Raw genomic sequence first — 16737 nt, 5'->3', positions numbered from 1 at the left:
CGCCGGCGCGCGGGGCTGTGGCGCTCAAGACGGCACCTCACATCCGGAACACGCCGTAGCGGGTTTCGCCGATGGGCGCGTTGAGCGCCGCCGAGATGCCCAAGGCGAGACCCATCCGGGTCTCGGCGGGGTCGATGATGCCGTCGTCCCACAGCCGGGCGGAGGCGTAGTACGGATGGCCCTGGGTCTCGTACTGGTCGCGGATCGGGGCCTTGAACGCCTCCTCATCCGCGTCCGACCAGCTCTGGCCCCGGGCCTCCAGGCCGTCGCGCTTGACCTGCGCCAGCACGCCGGCGGCCTGGTCCCCGCCCATCACCGACACCCGCCCGTTGGGCCACATCCACATCAGGCGCGGCCCGTAGGCGCGACCGCACATGCCGTAGTTGCCGGCGCCGAAGCTGCCGCCGATGATGACGGTGAACTTGGGCACGGCGGCACAGGACACCGCGGTCACCATCTTGGCGCCGTCGCGGGCGATGCCGCCGCTCTCGTACTTCCGGCCCACCATGAACCCGGTGATGTTCTGAAGGAACACCAGCGGAATGCCGCGCTGATTGCACAGCTCGATGAAGTGGGCGCCCTTGAGCGCGCTCTCCGAGAACAGGATGCCGTTGTTGGCGACGATGCCGACGGGGTAGCCCAGGATGCGGGCGAAGCCGGTGACCAGGGTGGGACCGTACAGCGCCTTGAACTCGTCGAACCGGGAGCCGTCCACCAGCCGGGCGATGACCTCGCGCACGTCGTAGGGCTTGCGGGTGTCCTTGGGGATCAGGCCGTAGATCTCGGCCGGATCGTAGAGCGGATCCTCGGGCGACCGGATGTCGAGCGGCACCGTCTTGCGCCGGTTCAGATTGGCGACCACCCGCCGCGCCAGATGCAGGGCGTGGGCGTCGTCCTGGGCGTAGTGGTCCGTCACCCCGGAGGTGCGGCAATGCACGTCCGCCCCGCCCAGGTCCTCGGCCGAGACCACCTCGCCGGTGGCGGCCTTCACCAGCGGCGGGCCACCCAGGAAGATGGTGCCCTGACCCTTCACGATGATGCTTTCGTCGCACATCGCCGGCACATAGGCGCCGCCGGCGGTGCAGCTTCCCATCACCACCGCGATCTGGGGGATGCCCTGTGCCGACAGGGTGGCCTGGTTGTAGAAGATGCGGCCGAAGTGTTCCTTGTCGGGGAACACCTCGTCCTGGCGCGGCAGGAAGGCGCCACCGGAGTCCACCAGATAGATGCAGGGCAGATGGTTCTCGCGCGCGATCTCCTGGGCGCGCAGGTGCTTCTTGACGGTCAGCGGGTAGTAGGTGCCGCCCTTCACCGTGGCGTCGTTGGCGACGATCACGCATTCGACCCCTTCGACCGTGCCGATGCCGGTGATGATGCCGGCGGCCGGCACGTCGTCCTCGTACACCCGCCAGGCGGCGAACTGGGAGAACTCCAGGAACGGCGAACCCACGTCCAGCAGGGTGCGCACGCGCTCGCGCGGCAGCAGCTTGCCGCGCTCCAGGTGCTTGGCCCGGGCGCGCTCGCCGCCGCCCAGCTTGATGCCGCTGACCTTGGCGCGCAGGTCGTCGACCAGGGCCTGCATGTGGGCCGCGTTCTCCTTGAACTCGGCGGAGCGGGTGTTGATGGCACTCTTGAGGACGGTCATGCGCTCTGTTCCTGCTGTTCGGTCTCTCGGGACGCGGGCTACCAGCCGCCGCGGGCCAGCCACTCGTCCATCAGGGGCAGGCGGTCCACGCCCCAGAACGGCTCCTCGTCGACCAGGAAGAAGGGCGAACCGAACACGCCGAGCTTGAGGGCGGCGTCCACGGCGGCGCGGGTGCGGTCCTTCAGGGCCGGGTCCTGGAGCGCCGCCGCCAGGGCCGCCGCATCCAGGCCGGTCTCGGCGGCCACGGCCAGCACCTGCTCGGTCTCCCCGATGTTGCGGCCGTCGCCGAAATAGGCCCGGTACAGCGCCTTGGCGAACCGCACGGCCAGGGCCGGGTCGCGGTCCCCCACCCAGATGGTCGCACGCACCGCCGCCACCGTGGCGACCGGGAACGGCTCGGGCCAGGTGAACGGTAGGCGGTACCGCCGGCACAGGCGCGGCACGTCCTGGCGCATGTACGCGCCCTTGAGGGGCTGGCCCGCCATCGGCGTGTTGCCGGACAGCTTCATGGCCGGCCCCAGCAGGATGGGATGCCAGGTGACCTCGCGGATGTGCCGCTGCGCCAGTGGCTCGATCAGATGCGCGGCCACATAGCCGTAGGGCGAGGAATAGTCGAAATAGAAGTCGATCGGCTCGGGCATGCTCCGTGTCCCCCCTGACAACCCGCTGGACGGCGCTTTTCGTGGTGCCACGCGGGCGCGTGGGACCATGGTTTTCCCGGTTTGGCGCCCACGCTTCCACGTGGGCGCGCCACTCGACCGCCCGTCACCCCGCCTCGCCCATCAGCTCGCGCGCGATCACCATGCGCTGCACATCGGATGTGCCCTCGTAGATCTGGCACACCCGCACATCGCGATAGATCCGCTCCACCGGGTGATCGGCCAGATAGCCGTAGCCCCCCAGGGTCTGAATCGCGTCCGAGCACACCCGCTCGGCCATCTCGCTGGCGTACAGCTTGGCCATACAGGCCTCCTTCAGGCACGGCCGGCCGAGGTCCCTCAGGCGCGCGGCTTCCAGCACCAGATGGCGCGCCGCCTCAATGCGGGTCGCCATGTCGGCCAGTCGGAAGGCAACGGCCTGGTGGTGGACGATCGCGGTCCCGAACGCGGTCCGCTCGGCGGCATAGTCGCGGGCGTACGCGAACGCCGCCCGCGCCATGCCGACCGCCTGGGCGGCGATGCCGATGCGCCCACCCTCCAGGTTGGCGAGGGCGATCCGGTAGCCCTCGCCCTCCTGGCCCAACCGCAGGTCGGCCGGCAGCCGCAGATCGTTGAACGCGATCTGGCAGGTGTCGGAGGCATGCTGGCCCAGCTTGTGTTCGATGCGCACCACCTCCCAGCCCGGGGTGTCCGTGGGCACGATGAAGGCCGAGATCCCCTTGCGGCCGGCCTCCGGATCGGTGACCGCGAACACGATGGCAACGCCCGCGTTGGCGCCCGAGGTGATGAACATCTTGGTGCCGGACAGCACGTATTGGTTCCCGTCGCGCACTGCCCTGCACTTCAGGTTTGCAGCGTCGGAGCCGGCCTGCGGCTCGGTCAGGCAGAAGGCGCCGATGGTCCGGCCCTGCGCCATGGCGGGCAGGAAGCGGCGTTTCTGATCCTCGGTCCCGAATCTGAGGATCGGCACGCAGCCCACCGAGGTATGCACGCTCATGATGGTGCTGGTGGCCCCGTCGCCGGCGGCGATTTCCTCCAGCGCCAGGGCATAGGCGACGTAGTCCGTGCCGGCCCCGCCCCAGGCCTCCGGCACCACCATGCCCAGGAAGCCAAGGCTGCCCATCTCCGCCAACGCCTCGGCCGGGAAGGCATGGTCGCGATCCCAGGCGGCGGCATGGGGCGCCAGCCGCTCGCGCGCGAACTGGCGCGCCGTGTCGCGGATCAGGCGTTGGTCCTCGCTCAGGTCCATGGACGGCCCTCCGTTCCGCCGGACCGCTTCACCACGGGACCTCCTGGCCGTCGTAGGCCAGGAAGCGGCCGTTGTCCGCCGGCGTGGCGGCGGCGATCAGGCGCCGCAGGCCGGTGATGCTCTGTTCCGGCGTGATGAGCGCGTTCGGACCGCCCATGTCGGTCTTCACCCAGCCCGGATGGAACGCCAGGCAGATGATGCCGCGCGGCCCCAGCTCGATGGACAAGCCCTTGACGACCATGTTCACGCCGGCCTTGGACGACCGGTAGACCACGGACCCCGGCGACGCGGCGTCGCCGATGCTGCCCATCTTGGAGGAAATGGTGGCCAGCACCGGGCGCTCGGCCTGCTCCAGGTTGGCAACGAAGGTCTCGGCCACCTTCCACGGCGCGATCACGTTGGTGCGCAGGGCCTCCATCCAGGGCTTGACCGGGATGTCGCCGAACGATCCCTGCGGTCCCTTCAGCGGATAGACCCCGGCGTTGTTGATGAGCACGTCGAGGGTGCGCCCGGCCAGGGTGCGGCCCAGCGCCTTGACGGCCGCGTCGTCGGTCACGTCGAGGGCGTGAACCTCCGCCCCGGTGGCGGTCAGCTCCGGCGCCTTGGCGGGATCGCGGCAGGTGGCGATGACGTCCCAGCCGTCGGCGCGGTACTGGCGCACGAACTCCAGGCCCAGGCCACGGCTGGCGCCGGTGATCAGAACGGTGGGCATGGTCGGTCTCCTGTGCTGTCCGGGGGTCCTCATGCGCGCACGAACGCGATGCTGCGCCCTGTCCGCCCGCGGGAGGACGCGTCGTCTTCCCTGGGGCGGCCGACGCGACCGCGTCGGCGCCGCGCAGCGGCGGAGGCCGGGCACCGGGCGGTCCCGGTCCCCGGCCGAAAAAAGATCAGTGCATCATCTCCAGAGCCATGGCGGTGGCCTCGCCGCCGCCGATGCACAGGCAGGCAACGCCGCGCCGCTGGCCGTGTTCCCGCAGCGCGTTTAGCAGGGTGACGAGGATGCGCGCCCCCGACGCGCCGATGGGGTGGCCGAGTGCGCAGGCGCCGCCGTGCACGTTCATGATGTCGTGGGGGATGCCCAGGTCGCGCATGGCGGCCATGGTCACCACGGCGAAGGCTTCGTTGACCTCCCACAGGTCGACGTCGCCGACGGTCCAGCCGGTGCGGGCCATCAGGCTTTCGATGGCGCCGATGGGGGCGGTCGTGAACCAGTGCGGCTCGCGGGCGTGGGTGGCATGGCCGACCACACGGGCCAGCGGCGTCCAGCCCCGATGCTCGGCCACGGAGGCCCGGGTCAGCACCAGGGCCGCCGCCCCGTCCGAAATGCTGGAGCTGTTGGCGGCGGTCACGGTGCCGCCCGCGCGGAAGGCCGGCTTCAGCGTCGGGATCTTCTCCCGCCGGGCCAGCCGCGGGTTCTGGTCGGTGTCCACGACCGTCTCGGCCTTGCCGGCCGTCAGGGTCATGGGCGCGATCTCGCGCGCAAACACGCCGTCCCGCGTGGCGCGCTGGGCGCGGTCCAGGGAGCAGATGGCGAAGGCGTCCTGATCCTCGCGGGAAAACTGGTAATGCTGGGCGCAGTCCTCGGCGAAGGTGCCCATCAGGCGCCCCGGCTCATAGGCGTCCTCCAGGCCGTCCAGAAACATGTGGTCGCGCACCGCGCCGTGCCCCATGCGGTAGCCGCCGCGGGCCTTGTCCAGCAGGTACGGGGCGTTGGTCATGCTCTCCATGCCGCCGGCCACCAGCACGTCGGCGGAGCCGACCACCAGCTCGTCGTGGGCAATCATGGCCGCCTTCATGGCCGAGCCGCACATCTTGTTGACGGTGGTACAGCCTGCGCTCCAGGGCAGGCCGGCGCCGTGGGCGGCCTGACGCGCGGGCGCCTGGCCCTGCCCGGCCGGCAGCACACAGCCCATGTGCACGCCGTCGGTGTCCGCGGCGGCCGCACCCGCCCGCTCCAGCGCGGCGGCGATGGCATGGGCGCCCAGCGCGGACGCGGTCGCGCCGGCCAGTTCACCCTGGAAGCCGCCCATGGGGGTCCGGGCAGCCCCGACGATGACGACGGGATCTGTGGTCACGGGGACGGATCTCCTCCTGATGCGAGCGTGCTTGCTTGGGGATGACGTGCCGCGCCCGCTGCGGCCGCCTGGGCGTCATTCTCGGGCAACACATGGGCGCGGTAAAGCGCATCGGCCGCCGCCGGATCGGGCGCCCCCTCGGGCAGCGCGGCGCAGCGGTCGGCGGCCGTGTCGAGTTCGGCGTTGATCCAGCGGTAGAGCGCCGGATGGCGGTCGGTCGGCGCGGCGCGGAGGGCCTCGATCTCGGCGCGCACATCGGCCGGCGTCGCGTCCTGGTTCAGCAGCACCGACAATGCCAGCGGGGGCAGGCCGCCCCCCGCCTCCAGCCAGCGCAGCGCCAGGAGGGCGCGCGCCGCCTTCAGCGACTTGGTGGCGGTCATGGCCTCGCCCCGGTCGAGGAACGCGGTCAGCGCCTTGCGGGCCTCGCCCCACAGGGCATGCCCCAAGGCACGGCGGGAATAGCCCTCGTCCGCCAGCCGGCGCAGGTCATCGCCCAGCCCGACCGGATCGTACAGGACGTCCGGGCTGGCCAGCCAGGACCAGACCATGGGATTCGAGCGCAACAGCAGCCGCAGCACCTTGCGCAGGTCCCAGCCCCAGCCGTCCTCACCAGGACCCTCCAGGGTGTCGGCCCGCTCGGCCAGGGTCAGGTACCAGGCGGCGGGGCGCACATAGACGAAGCGCACCCCGGGCGGCGCGGGCCGGTTGGGCGCGGCCACGGTGCCCTCGACCGCCTCGCCGACGCGGCAGGCGAACAGCAGGCGCGCGCCCTGGGCTCGGACGTGGTCGGCGAGGTCAGGGGTCATGGCGGCCTACGCCGTCTCGGCGAACAGCTCGCGGCCGATCAGCATGCGGCGGATCTCGCTGGTGCCGGCGCCGATCTCGTAGAGCTTGGCGTCGCGCAGAAGCCGGCCGGTGGGATATTCGTTGATGTAGCCGTTGCCGCCCAGGCACTGGATCGCCTCCAGCGCCATCCAGGTCGCCTTCTCGGACGCGAACAGGATGGCCCCGGCGGCGTCCTTGCGGGTGGTCTCGCCCCGGTCGCAGGCCTTGCCGACGGCATACACATACGCCTTGGCCGCGTTCATGGTGGTGTACATGTCGGCGATCTTGCCCTGCATAAGCTGGAATTCGCCGATCGCCTGGCCGAACTGCTTGCGCTCGTGCACGTAGGGCAGAACCACGTCCAGGCAGGCGTCCATGATGCCCAGCGGCCCGGCGGCCAGGATGGCGCGCTCGTAGTCCAGGCCGCTCATCAGGACCCGGACACCCCTGTCGACCTGGCCCAGCACGTTCTCCTCGGGGACCTCGCAGTCCTCGAACACCAGTTCGCAGGTGTTGGAGCCACGCATGCCCAGCTTGTCCAGCTTCTGGGCCGTCGAGAAGCCCTTGAAGCCTGTTTCGATCAGGAACGCGGTGATGCCCTTCGGCCCGGCCTCGGGCGTGGTCTTGGCGTAGACCACCAGCACGTCGGCGTCGGGACCGTTGGTGATCCACATCTTGGTGCCGTTGAGGATGTAGCGATCGCCCTTCTTCTCGGCGCGCGTGCGCATGCCGACCACGTCGGAGCCGGCCCCGGGCTCGCTCATCGCCAGCGCGCCCACGTGCTCGCCCGAGATCAGCTTGGGCAGATAGCGGGCCTTCTGCTCGGCCGAGCCGTTGCGCCGGATCTGGTTGACGCAGAGGTTGGAGTGCGCACCGTAGGACAGGCCGACCGACGCCGAGGCGCGGCTGATTTCCTCGACCGCGATCATGTGCTCGAGATAGCCCAGCCCGGACCCGCCGTCGGCCTCGTCCACCGTGATGCCGAGCAGACCGAGATCCCCGAACTTGCGCCAAAGGTCAGCCGGGAACACATTGTCGCGGTCGATGTCGGCGGCCCGCGGCGCGATCTCCTCCGCGGCGAACGCGGCCACGGTATCGCGGATCATGTCGGCGGTCTCGCCGAGGTCAAAGTTCAGGGTGGGAAAGCTGATCACGGCGGCGTCTCCTCGACCGGATTCGTTCTCGGCCCGGCACGACCGGGGCGCCCAGTCCCCGGCCCGGCGCGGCTCTTCATTCTGTGCGGCACCGTATATGACGTTTACGTAAACGTCAACCGGAACCGACGGCAACCGATCCTCAAGACACAACGTGAAGAACACGGTAAAAGCAATTGAGTCTCATGTTGTTAGGGCCAGACAGGCAGGATAGACTTACTGGTCGGGCGGGTTTTTCCGACCGATCCCCGACATGCCGCGAGACGCCCGATGGGTGAGATCCAGAATCGCCTGACCATTGAACAGAGCCATGGGGACAGCCCTTGGGTCGTGTCCATGCCGCGTTTCATGCGCGGGGTGGCCCGCGGCCTGGACGGGCGCGACGAACGCCGGCGCAACGCCCGCATGGTCCGCACCGTGGCGAGCCTGTACCCCACCCTGTGCCAGGTCGAACGCCAGATGCACGGGACCGAGGCGGAGTGCCGCCTGGACGGCGTGCCGTTCCAGCGCGCGGTGAACGATGACCGCGCCATCGAGCGCGGCCTGGCGGTGTTCGATGAAGCCTGGAAGTCCGGGGCCATCGCGCTGCGGGCGGCCAATGGCAAGCTGATCCCGCCGACTCGGAGCCGGGTTATCGTGCCGGCCTGCGGCTATTCGGTGCAGCACGCGCGGCGCTACTTCGTCGACCGCGCGGCGCGGTTGATCCTGCGCCGCCTGCCCAAGGTGTACGATCGCCTCGCCGCCGAGTTGACGGAGGTCGAGATGCTGCCGCGGCTGCGGCGCATCGCCGCCTTGCCCTCGGCGGTGGTCACCGAACTGGTCCGCGGCTTCGAGGGCAATATCCGCCGCGCCCTGTTCGAGACCGACGAGGCGCTGCTGCTCACGCTGTCACAGATACGGCCGCCGGTGCTGAAGGCGCTGCGCGAAACCCTGACGCAGGACTTCCCGCGCTTGGTGACCGCCGGCCCGGCCTACCTGAGCGCCATCGCGGAATCGTTCACCGTACCCGAGCAGGTCCGCGATCTGGGTCCGGAACTGTTCCTGCTGACGACGCCGGAGGCGGTGCGCGCGGTCGCCGCCTGGGACATTCATGACATCACCGAGCGCGTGAACCAGGAGCGGGAGCGCCGCGGGCAACCGGCGGTCGCCGGTCACGTCTACAGCACGGACATTCGCACGCTGCGCGGCGTGCTGGGCGCCGAGTTCAACCACCTGCTGGAGTTCCCGGCGCCGCTGCTCGCCGTGTTCGGCGTAGCGGCGCGCGACCTGCGCGGGCTGGACATTGCGCCCCGGCAGGCGCGGGTCGAACAGATGTCGCTGTTCTGCCAACGCTACATGAGCTACCTGACCGAGGACTCGATCGTGGCTCTGTTCCTGCTGGCACCGGACGACCAAGCCCGCACGCCGGCCCCGCTGCGGCCGACGATCTCGGAGGTGTTCTTCATCCTCGAAGGCCTGTGGGGTAAAAAGGGCTACGGTCGCAAATTTTTCGAGACCGTGATCGGCACCCCTGAAGGGGCCAAGGCTCTGCGGCTGATGATGCTCGACCTGGTGGGGCTAAAGGAGCGCGGGTCCGTCAAGGGCGCGGAGGATCTGACCCAGATCGTCGCCAACTCCGACCTCCTGGACAGTCACATCCTCAAGTTCATGGCGCTGAAGTAGGCCCCGATCACACCCCCGGATCAGGATTGACCATGGGCCGGCGCACGGTCGGGGTCACCGCGGCCCCGCGCTCACCCCCGTCCAGGATGCGCTGGGCCTGAGCCTCGACCTGGTCCAGCTCGTCCAGGGTCAGCCGCATGTCCTCCATGCGCTCCTGCAGGATGCGCCGGCGCTGGCGGATGGTCTTGACCAGGCGGCGAAGCTGGGCGCCCTCCGTGGGCTCGGCGCCGTACATGTCGATAATGTCCTGGCACTCGCTGAGCGAGAAACCAAGGCGCTTGCCGCGCACGATCAGCAGCAGACGCACCCGCTCGCGCTCCGAGTAGACGCGACGCTGCCCGGCCCGCCGCGGGGTCAGCAGGCCCTTGTCCTCGTAGAACCGGATCGCCCGCGCCGTCACCCCGAACTCGCGCGCCAGTTCGGCGATGCTGTAGGTGCGGTCGCGCTCCTGGTCGCCGTCGCCCTCGCCGTCGCTGCACCCGCGGCTATCGTCGTCGGGGACACCGTGCGGCTCACCGTGAGGGCCGATCTCGGGGGTTGTCTCGATCATGGCCGGCAGTTTACGTAAACGTAAACCCGCTGTCGAGACCGACCCGGCCGCCGCGTGCCTTCCGGTCACAGGATGAACACCGCCGCCAGCCCCAGGAAGGCGAAAAAGCCCACCACGTCGGTGACCGTGGTCAGGAACACGCCGGACGACACCGCCGGGTCCACCTTCAGGCGGTCCAGGACCAGGGGAATCGCGATCCCCGCCAGGCCGGCCGCCACCATGTTGATGATCATCGCCGCCCCGATCACCACCCCGATGGCCGGGTTGCCGAACCAGACCCACGAGACGGCCCCGGTCAGAACGGCGAAGACCAGGCCGTTGATCAGGCCGATCGCCACCTCCTTGCCGACGATGCGCGTGGCGTTGGCCGCCGTCAGTTCCTTGGTGGCCAGCGCCCGGACCGCGATGGTCAGGGTCTGGGTGCCGGCGTTGCCGCCCATCGAGGCGACGATCGGCATCAGCACCGCCAGGGCCACCACGGCCTCCAGGGTGCTCTCGAAGAGGCCGATCACCAGCGAGGCCAGCACGGCGGTGCCCAGGTTGAGCAGCAGCCAGGTGAACCGGCTCTTGACGGTATCGACGACGGCCGAGAACAGGTCGCCCTCCGACAGACCGGCGAGGCGGAACATGTCGTCCTCGGCCTCCTCGTCGATGACGTCGACCACGTCGTCGACCGTGACGCGCCCGACCAGCCGGCCGGAGGCGTCCACCACCGGCGCCGACAACAGGTTCTGCTGGCGGAACAGGAAGGCCACCTCCTCCTGGTCCATGGTGATCGGGATCTCGGCCGTCTTGGGGTCCATGATCTCGCGCAGCCGCACCGGCCGACGCGCCCGCAGCAGCGCCGACAGCCGCACGTTGCCCACCGGCCGGTGACGCGGGTCGACGATGAAGATCTGATAGAATTCGTCGGGCAGGCGCGCGCCCGAGCGCAGGTAGTCGATGGTCTCGCCCACCGTCCAGTAGCTCGGCACCGCCACCAGCTCGCGCTGCATGAGGCGCCCGGCGCTGAACTCCGGCAGCGCCAGCGCCTGCTCGATGACCGCGCGCAACTCCGCCGGCAGCTTGGCCAGGACCGTGGCGCGCTCGTCCTCGTCCTCGATCTGGCCGGCGAGATAGACCGCGTCGTCCGATTCCACCTCACGCAGGCAGGCGGCGAAATCCTCGAAGCCCAGTTCCTCGATCACCTCGGCGCGGACGGCATCGTCCAGCTCCGGCAGGATCTCGGCGTTGAACACGCTCTTGACGGCGCGCACGAACCGCGCCCGGTCCTCGCTCCCCAGGGTCTCGATAAGGTCGGCGATGTCGGCGTAGTGCAGCGGCGCCACCAGCTCGCGCACCGTGGCGTCGTCCTCGGCCTCCAGCGCGTCGTGCACCATCGTCACGAACTCCGGCAGCAGACCGTAGGAGTCGTCGCTGCGCAGAACGTCGCGGTGGATCTGGTCGCGGACCGAGGGGTCAGTCATGGGCGCTGTCCTGGACCGAAGGGGCTCTGACGGGGACGGGGACGGGGGACGGGGGACGGGGGCGTTCGATATGGGGACGCATGCCGCGTCCGCTAGGCCCCGGCGAGCGCGGCCAGCACGGCGTCGTGCTGGGCCGGATCACCGACCGCGACGACCCAGCCGGATCCGTCGATCCGGGGGCGCGCGCCCGACCACTCGGTCATCACACCGCCGGCGCCCTCCACCACCGGCACCAGCGCCATGTAATCGTAAGGCTTGGTGTCCGGGTCCAGCGCGATGTCGATCCAGCCCGAGGCCACCATGCCGTAGGCGTAGCAGTCGGCGGAGTAGCGCCGGTCCGCCACTCGCGCCGACAGCGCCTCGAAACCCGGCCGGTCGGTGGCGGTGAACAGGTCCGGCGCCGCAGTGAACAGGAAGCCCTGACCCAGGGTCGGCAGCGTCCGGGTCCGGCACGGCTCGCCATTGTAAGTGGTCGCACGCCCGATGCAGCCGATCCAGCGTTCGTCCACGGCGGGGCTGTCGATGATGCCCAACACCGGCTGGCCATGCCAACTGAGCGCCACCAGGGTTCCCCACAGCGGGCTGCCGGTCACGAACGACCGGGTGCCGTCGATCGGGTCCAGCACCCACACGAACTCGCGGTCCAGGCCGACCGAGTCCTGTTCCTCGCCGAGGATGCCGTGATCCGGGTATTCGGCCGCGATCAGCGTCCGCATGGCCGCCTCGGCGGCGCGATCGGCGGCCGTCACGGGCGACAGGTCGCCTTTCGTCTCCACGGCCAGACCCGCCGACCGGAACCGAGGCAGGGTCTCGCCCCGTGCCGCATCGGCCAGGCGTTCGGCGAAGGGGACAAGGGCCTGGATGTCCGCCCGCAGGCGGTCGGTCATGGCGTCCATGGGGTTTCCTCGCGACGGGGCGGATAGGACGGGGCGGATGGGCGGCACGCGCTGCGCACAGTGCGGGGAAACGGCGCGCCGATCAAGGTGCCCGCCGGTCCCGAGCATTGCCGGCGCCCGTCGGATCGGCGAAGCTTGGATCGTGGCACGCGACCGAACCGCGAGGACGTCCCCATGGCCGAAATCGTCAACCTGCGCCAGGCCCGCAAGCAGCGCGCGCGCGCCGAGAAGGAGGCCGCGGCCGAGACCAACCGGAGCCGCTTCGGCCGCAGCAAGGCGGAGCGCGACCGCGCGGACGACGATCGCGCGCGGGCGCGCCGGCATCTGGACGGGCATCGGCTGGGCGACGGGTCCGGCCGGGACTCGGACCCGACGTGACGGTCGGGTCCCACGCCGGAGCGTGGGACCCGGAGCGAGGACCTCGCGCCCACGCTCATTCTTGGGGTCTTGCGCCCCCGCTCCCGCGGGGGCGCCCGTGTTGCAGCGGCACGCGGTCCCACGCCAGAGCGTGGGACCGAGAAATCCCACGCCGGAGCGTGGGACCGAGAAACGAGGACTGGGTCTTGCGCCCACGCGGGAGCGTGGGCGCTTTCTTCAGGTCTTGCGCCCACGCTCCCGCGTGGGCGCTGGCGCACGGCCCTGCATTCCGTATCATGGAAACCACGCCGGCAGCCACGTTTGCGTTGTGGCGCAACGACTTGACAGCCGCGCCGCAGCCTGCTGCGCCGCACAATTCTGAAAACCGGTTCCACCATATGGAAAACCACGTAGGCCGCAAGCCTGCCGCGTCCCATACTCCTTCGAAACGAACCAAGCCACGCGAGGCGCGACGCCATCAGGGGGAAACCGCCATGTCCAGCCCGAACCCCGTGTTCATCCCCGGCCCGACCAACATCCCGGAGCGCCTGCGCCGCGCCGTGGATGTGCCGACGCACGACCACCGGGCGTCCGACTTTCCGGCGTTCCTGGCCGCGCTGCTGGAGGGCCTGAAGGCGGTGTTCCAGACCACCCGCGGCGAGATCGTGGTGTTCCCGTCCAGCGGCACCGGCGGCTGGGAGGCGGCGGTCACCAACACGCTGTCCCCCGGGGACCGGGTGTTGGCGGCCCGCCACGGCATGTTCTCGCACCGCTGGATCGACCTGTGTCGGCGCCACCGCCTCGACGTCCAGGTCATCGAGGCCCCCTGGGGCGAGAGCGTGCCGCTCGACGCCTACGCCGAGGCCCTCGCCGCCGACCGCGAACACCGCATCAAGGCTGTCCTGGTCACCCACAACGAAACTGCCACCGGCGTGCGCAGCGACGTCGCCGCCGTCCGCCGCACGCTGGACGACGCCGGGCACCCGGCGCTTCTCTTCGTCGACGGCGTCAGTTCGATTGGCGCCATGGACTTCCGCATGGACGACTGGGGGGTCGACCTGGCCGTGACCGGCTCGCAGAAGGGCCTGATGCTGCCGACCGGGCTCGCCATCGTCGGCGTCAGCACCAAGGCCCGCGCCGCCATGGAGACCGCCGGCTGCCCGCGCTGCTACTTCGACATGCGCGACATGCTGGGCACCACGGCCGGCGGTGGCTACCCGTATACCCCGCCGGTGCCGCTGCTGTATGGCCTGCGCGAGGCCGTGGCGATGCTGGAAGAGGAAGGGCTGGACGCGGTGTTCGCCCGTCACCGGCGCATCGCCGAGGGGGTGCGGCGCGCGGTGGCGGCCTGGGGCCTGCCGCTGTGCGCGCGCCGGCCCGAGATCGGCTCGGACAGCGTGACCGCCATCATGGTGCCCGAGGGCCATGACGCCGACGCCCTGGTCCGGCATGCCTACGACCGCTATGGCGTGTCCTTCGGCGGCGGCCTGGGCGACGTCGCCGGCACGCTGTTCCGGATCGGCCACCTGGGCCAGATGACCGACGTGATGGCGCTGTCCGGCCTGGCCACCGCCGAGATGGCCATGGCGGACCTGGGCTATCCCGTCACCCTGGGCAGCGGCGTCGCCGCCGCCCAGGCCTGGTACCGCGAGACCGCCGCCGAGGCCGCCACGGCCCCTGCCCCGGCCGCCACCGCCGCCGCCTGACCCGGGTCCCGTTGCACAGAGACACCGCCCCAGAGGGTACGATCATGACCGCGCTCACCGCTCCTCCCGCCGCCGTTCCCACCTTCGACGATGTCCTGGCGGCGCACGACCGCATCCGGCCTTACATCCACCGCACGCCGGTGCTGACGTCAGAGACCTTCGACCGCATGACGGGCGCGCGGCTGTTCTTCAAGTGCGAAAACTTCCAGAAGGCCGGGGCCTTCAAGGCGCGCGGCGCCAGCAACGCCGTCTTCGGTCTGTCCGACGAGCAGGCGGCCCGGGGCGTCGCCACGCATTCCTCCGGCAATCACGGCCTGTCGCTCAGCTACGCCGCCGGCCGGCGCGGCATCGCCTGCACGGTGGTCATGCCGCGCACGGCGCCGCGGGCCAAGAAGGAGGCCGTCATGGGCTACGGCGGCCGGGTGGTCGAGTGCGAGCCCAGCACGTCGTCGCGCGAGGCCGTGTTCGCCGAGGTGGTGGCCGAAACCGGCGCCGACTTCGTGCACCCCTACAACGACCCGCGCGTCATCGCGGGGCAGGCCACCTGCGCCAAGGAGCTGCTCGAGGACATCGGGTCGCTGGATGCGGTGATCGCGCCGATCGGCGGCGGCGGCATGGTCTCGGGCACCTGCCTGACGCTGTCCACGCTGTCGCCCCGGACCGCGATCTACGCCGCCGAGCCCGCGAACGCGGACGATGCCTGCCGCTCGCTGAAGGCCGGCCACATCATCGCCGACGATGCCCCCCAGACCGTCGCCGACGGCCTCAAGGTGCCCTTGAAGGAATACACGTGGCATTTCGTGTCACGCTACGTCACCGACATCCTGCTCGCCACGGAGCAGGAGATCATCGACGCCATGTACCTGACCTGGCAGCGCATGAAGATCGTGATGGAGCCGTCCTGCGCCGTGCCGCTGGCCACCATCCTCAAGAATCCCGCCGTGTTCGCCGGCAAGCGCGTCGGCGTCATCATCACCGGCGGCAACGTGGATCTCGACAGGCTGCCCTGGATGACGCCCTGACCGCCCCCCGCAGGAGACCCGCCATGAACGCCATCACCAAGACCGCCCCGCCCGTCGTCGGCTACACCGTGCCGGCCGCCGTCGGCATGACGATCGACGAGATCGGCACCCCCGCCCTGATCGTCGACCTGGACGCCTTCGAGAAAAACGTGCAGACCATGAAGGCCTTCATCGAGGCGCACGGCCTGCGCCTGCGCGCCCACGCCAAGACCCACAAGTCCGCCGATATCGCGCTGTATCAGATCGAGCACGGCGGCGCCTGCGGCGTGTGCTGCCAGAAGGTGGCCGAGGCCGAAGCCCTGGTCGACGCCGGGGTCAAGGACGTGCTGGTCTCCAACGAGGTCGTCGACCCGGGCAAGATCGACCGCCTCGCCGCCATGGCGAAGAAAGCCCGGGTGCTGGTCTGCGTCGACGACGCCGGCAACGTCGCGGACCTGTCGGCCGCCGCCACCCGCCACGGCGTGACCCTGGAGTGCCTGGTGGAGATCGACGTCGGCGCCGGCCGCTGCGGCGTCGCCCCCGGCGCCCCGGCCGTGGCGCTGGCGCAGGCGATCGCGGCGGCCCCCGGCCTCGCCTTCTCCGGCCTCCAGGCCTACCAGGGCGCGGCCCAGCACGTGCACGACTTCGCGGAGCGCAAGGCCAAGATCGAGGCCGCCATCGCCAAGGTGCGCGAGACCGTGGACCTGCTCACGGCGGCCGGGCTGGACTGCGCCATCGTCGGCGGCGCCGGCACCGGGACGTACTACTTCGAGGGCGCCAGTGGCGTGTACAACGAGTTGCAGTGCGGCTCCTACGTGTTCATGGACGCCGACTATCAGCGGGTCCTCGACCCCGACGGCCGGGTCATCTCGGAGTTCGAGAACAGCCTGTTCATCCTCACCTCGGTGATGTCGCACGCCAAGGCGGACAAGGCCATCTGCGACGCCGGCCTGAAGGCCCAGAGCGTGGACTCGGGGCTGCCGGTCATCTTCGGTCGCGACGACGTCGAATACATCAAGTGCTCGGACGAGCACGGCGTCATCAGCGACCCCCAGGGTGTCCTCAAGCTCAACGAGAAGCTGAAGCTGGTGCCGGGCCATTGCGACCCGACCTGCAACGTCTACGACTGGTACGTCGCGGTGCGCGGCGGCGTGGTCGAGGCGGTGTGGCCGGTCACCGCGCGCGGCCTGGCCCTGTAGGGGCGCGCCGCGACAGGCGACGTCCCGGCGCCATCCAATACAGACGTTGGCTCTGTTCCTGTCATACCCAATCCGGATGATCCGTTCCAACGGATGTAGGTTGGGGTGAGCGCAGCGAACCCCAACGCGCACCGCGATCGTCGCGGCGCTGTTGGGGTTCCGCCCTGCGGGCGTCACCCCAACCTACGGCCGGGCACGGCGCGGCAACGAAGCCATCCAGGGCGGATCTCTGCCTTTCTGCTCTGGATGGCGTCGCCCGCATCTGCGACGCGGGTTCGCAGTGATGTGGCTCT

At 70.3% G+C, this 16737-nt stretch carries 15 protein-coding genes; 5 read left to right on the top strand and 10 right to left on the bottom strand.

Annotated features, from left to right (window positions below):
* Positions 1-37 precede the first annotated feature (37 nt).
* From GGD88_RS12540 to GGD88_RS12510, 7 genes are all read right to left on the bottom strand, one after another.
* Positions 38-1645 carry a carboxyl transferase domain-containing protein gene (locus tag GGD88_RS12540; RefSeq protein ID WP_184435941.1) on the bottom strand — a complete coding sequence of 536 codons (1608 nt, stop codon included), beginning with the start codon at positions 1643-1645 and terminating at the stop codon, positions 38-40.
* 38 nt (positions 1646-1683) lie between these two features.
* Positions 1684-2286 carry a 2-hydroxychromene-2-carboxylate isomerase gene (locus GGD88_RS12535; RefSeq protein ID WP_184435939.1) on the bottom strand — a complete coding sequence of 201 codons (603 nt, stop codon included), beginning with the start codon at positions 2284-2286 and terminating at the stop codon, positions 1684-1686.
* Between the two features lie 124 nt (positions 2287-2410).
* A complete protein-coding gene (locus tag GGD88_RS12530; protein WP_184435937.1) occupies positions 2411-3553 on the bottom strand; it encodes an acyl-CoA dehydrogenase family protein in 1143 nt (380 codons plus the stop codon).
* Positions 3554-3581: 28 nt separating this feature from the next.
* Complete coding sequence (locus GGD88_RS12525) at positions 3582-4265, bottom strand: SDR family oxidoreductase (protein WP_184435935.1); 684 nt, start codon at positions 4263-4265, stop codon at positions 3582-3584.
* 175 nt (positions 4266-4440) lie between these two features.
* A complete protein-coding gene (locus tag GGD88_RS12520; protein ID WP_221237134.1) occupies positions 4441-5583 on the bottom strand; it encodes an acetyl-CoA C-acyltransferase in 1143 nt (380 codons plus the stop codon).
* Between the two features lie 41 nt (positions 5584-5624).
* Entirely contained in the window at positions 5625-6434 is an 810-nt protein-coding gene (locus GGD88_RS12515) for a DNA polymerase beta superfamily protein (protein ID WP_184435931.1), read from the bottom strand.
* Positions 6435-6440: 6 nt separating this feature from the next.
* The gene (locus GGD88_RS12510; RefSeq protein WP_184435981.1) at positions 6441-7559 is read right to left on the bottom strand and encodes an isovaleryl-CoA dehydrogenase; all 1119 of its coding nucleotides are present in this window, start codon (positions 7557-7559) and stop codon (positions 6441-6443) included.
* Between the two features lie 318 nt (positions 7560-7877).
* Here GGD88_RS12510 and GGD88_RS12505 point away from each other — a divergent pair, with 318 nt between their 5' ends.
* Positions 7878-9269: a hypothetical protein gene (locus tag GGD88_RS12505; protein WP_184435930.1), complete on the top strand. Its 1392-nt coding sequence runs from the start codon at positions 7878-7880 to the stop codon at positions 9267-9269.
* Between the two features lie 7 nt (positions 9270-9276).
* On the opposite strand, the gene GGD88_RS12500 is transcribed toward GGD88_RS12505, so the two are convergent.
* From GGD88_RS12500 to hisN, 3 genes are all read right to left on the bottom strand, one after another.
* Positions 9277-9819, bottom strand: coding sequence for a MerR family transcriptional regulator (locus GGD88_RS12500; RefSeq protein WP_184435928.1), 543 nt, complete (start codon positions 9817-9819; stop codon positions 9277-9279).
* 65 nt (positions 9820-9884) lie between these two features.
* Positions 9885-11285, bottom strand: a complete 1401-nt coding sequence (gene mgtE / locus GGD88_RS12495) for a magnesium transporter (RefSeq protein WP_184435926.1) — start codon at positions 11283-11285, stop codon at positions 9885-9887.
* 92 nt (positions 11286-11377) lie between these two features.
* Positions 11378-12181, bottom strand: coding sequence for a histidinol-phosphatase (gene hisN / locus GGD88_RS12490; protein ID WP_184435924.1), 804 nt, complete (start codon positions 12179-12181; stop codon positions 11378-11380).
* A 174-nt stretch (positions 12182-12355) separates the two neighbouring features.
* Here hisN and GGD88_RS12485 point away from each other — a divergent pair, with 174 nt between their 5' ends.
* From GGD88_RS12485 to GGD88_RS12470, 4 genes are all read left to right on the top strand, one after another.
* Positions 12356-12559: a DUF4169 family protein gene (locus tag GGD88_RS12485; protein ID WP_184435923.1), complete on the top strand. Its 204-nt coding sequence runs from the start codon at positions 12356-12358 to the stop codon at positions 12557-12559.
* Between the two features lie 473 nt (positions 12560-13032).
* Positions 13033-14244 carry an L-aspartate--glyoxylate aminotransferase BhcA gene (bhcA, locus tag GGD88_RS12480; protein WP_184435922.1) on the top strand — a complete coding sequence of 404 codons (1212 nt, stop codon included), beginning with the start codon at positions 13033-13035 and terminating at the stop codon, positions 14242-14244.
* A 44-nt stretch (positions 14245-14288) separates the two neighbouring features.
* Positions 14289-15266 carry a beta-hydroxyaspartate dehydratase BhcB gene (gene bhcB / locus GGD88_RS12475; protein ID WP_184435921.1) on the top strand — a complete coding sequence of 326 codons (978 nt, stop codon included), beginning with the start codon at positions 14289-14291 and terminating at the stop codon, positions 15264-15266.
* A gap of 23 nt (positions 15267-15289) precedes the next feature.
* Positions 15290-16444 (top strand): DSD1 family PLP-dependent enzyme, encoded by a 1155-nt coding sequence (locus GGD88_RS12470; protein ID WP_184435920.1) that lies wholly within the window; start codon positions 15290-15292, stop codon positions 16442-16444.
* Positions 16445-16737 lie beyond the last annotated feature (293 nt).

It is taken from the genome of Roseospira goensis, from assembly GCF_014197795.1.
Lineage (GTDB): Bacteria > Pseudomonadota > Alphaproteobacteria > Rhodospirillales > Rhodospirillaceae > Rhodospira > Rhodospira goensis.
The sequence above is the reverse complement of the archived record's forward strand: the minus strand, read 5'-3'. Positions and strand labels throughout refer to the sequence as shown.

Coding starts and splice junctions, on each gene's coding strand:
- bhcB (WP_184435921.1), top strand. CDS start 14,289: ATGACCGCGCTCACCGCTCCTCCCGCCGCCGTTCCCACCTTCGACGAT.
- bhcA (WP_184435922.1), top strand. CDS start 13,033: ATGTCCAGCCCGAACCCCGTGTTCATCCCCGGCCCGACCAACATCCCG.
- GGD88_RS12540 (WP_184435941.1), bottom strand. CDS start 1,645: ATGACCGTCCTCAAGAGTGCCATCAACACCCGCTCCGCCGAGTTCAAG.
- GGD88_RS12525 (WP_184435935.1), bottom strand. CDS start 4,265: ATGCCCACCGTTCTGATCACCGGCGCCAGCCGTGGCCTGGGCCTGGAG.
- GGD88_RS12515 (WP_184435931.1), bottom strand. CDS start 6,434: ATGACCCCTGACCTCGCCGACCACGTCCGAGCCCAGGGCGCGCGCCTG.
- GGD88_RS12530 (WP_184435937.1), bottom strand. CDS start 3,553: ATGGACCTGAGCGAGGACCAACGCCTGATCCGCGACACGGCGCGCCAG.
- GGD88_RS12485 (WP_184435923.1), top strand. CDS start 12,356: ATGGCCGAAATCGTCAACCTGCGCCAGGCCCGCAAGCAGCGCGCGCGC.
- GGD88_RS12510 (WP_184435981.1), bottom strand. CDS start 7,559: ATGATCCGCGATACCGTGGCCGCGTTCGCCGCGGAGGAGATCGCGCCG.
- GGD88_RS12520 (WP_221237134.1), bottom strand. CDS start 5,583: ATGGGCGGCTTCCAGGGTGAACTGGCCGGCGCGACCGCGTCCGCGCTG.
- GGD88_RS12500 (WP_184435928.1), bottom strand. CDS start 9,819: ATGATCGAGACAACCCCCGAGATCGGCCCTCACGGTGAGCCGCACGGT.
- GGD88_RS12535 (WP_184435939.1), bottom strand. CDS start 2,286: ATGCCCGAGCCGATCGACTTCTATTTCGACTATTCCTCGCCCTACGGC.
- GGD88_RS12505 (WP_184435930.1), top strand. CDS start 7,878: ATGGGTGAGATCCAGAATCGCCTGACCATTGAACAGAGCCATGGGGAC.
- GGD88_RS12470 (WP_184435920.1), top strand. CDS start 15,290: ATGAACGCCATCACCAAGACCGCCCCGCCCGTCGTCGGCTACACCGTG.
- mgtE (WP_184435926.1), bottom strand. CDS start 11,285: ATGACTGACCCCTCGGTCCGCGACCAGATCCACCGCGACGTTCTGCGC.
- hisN (WP_184435924.1), bottom strand. CDS start 12,181: ATGGACGCCATGACCGACCGCCTGCGGGCGGACATCCAGGCCCTTGTC.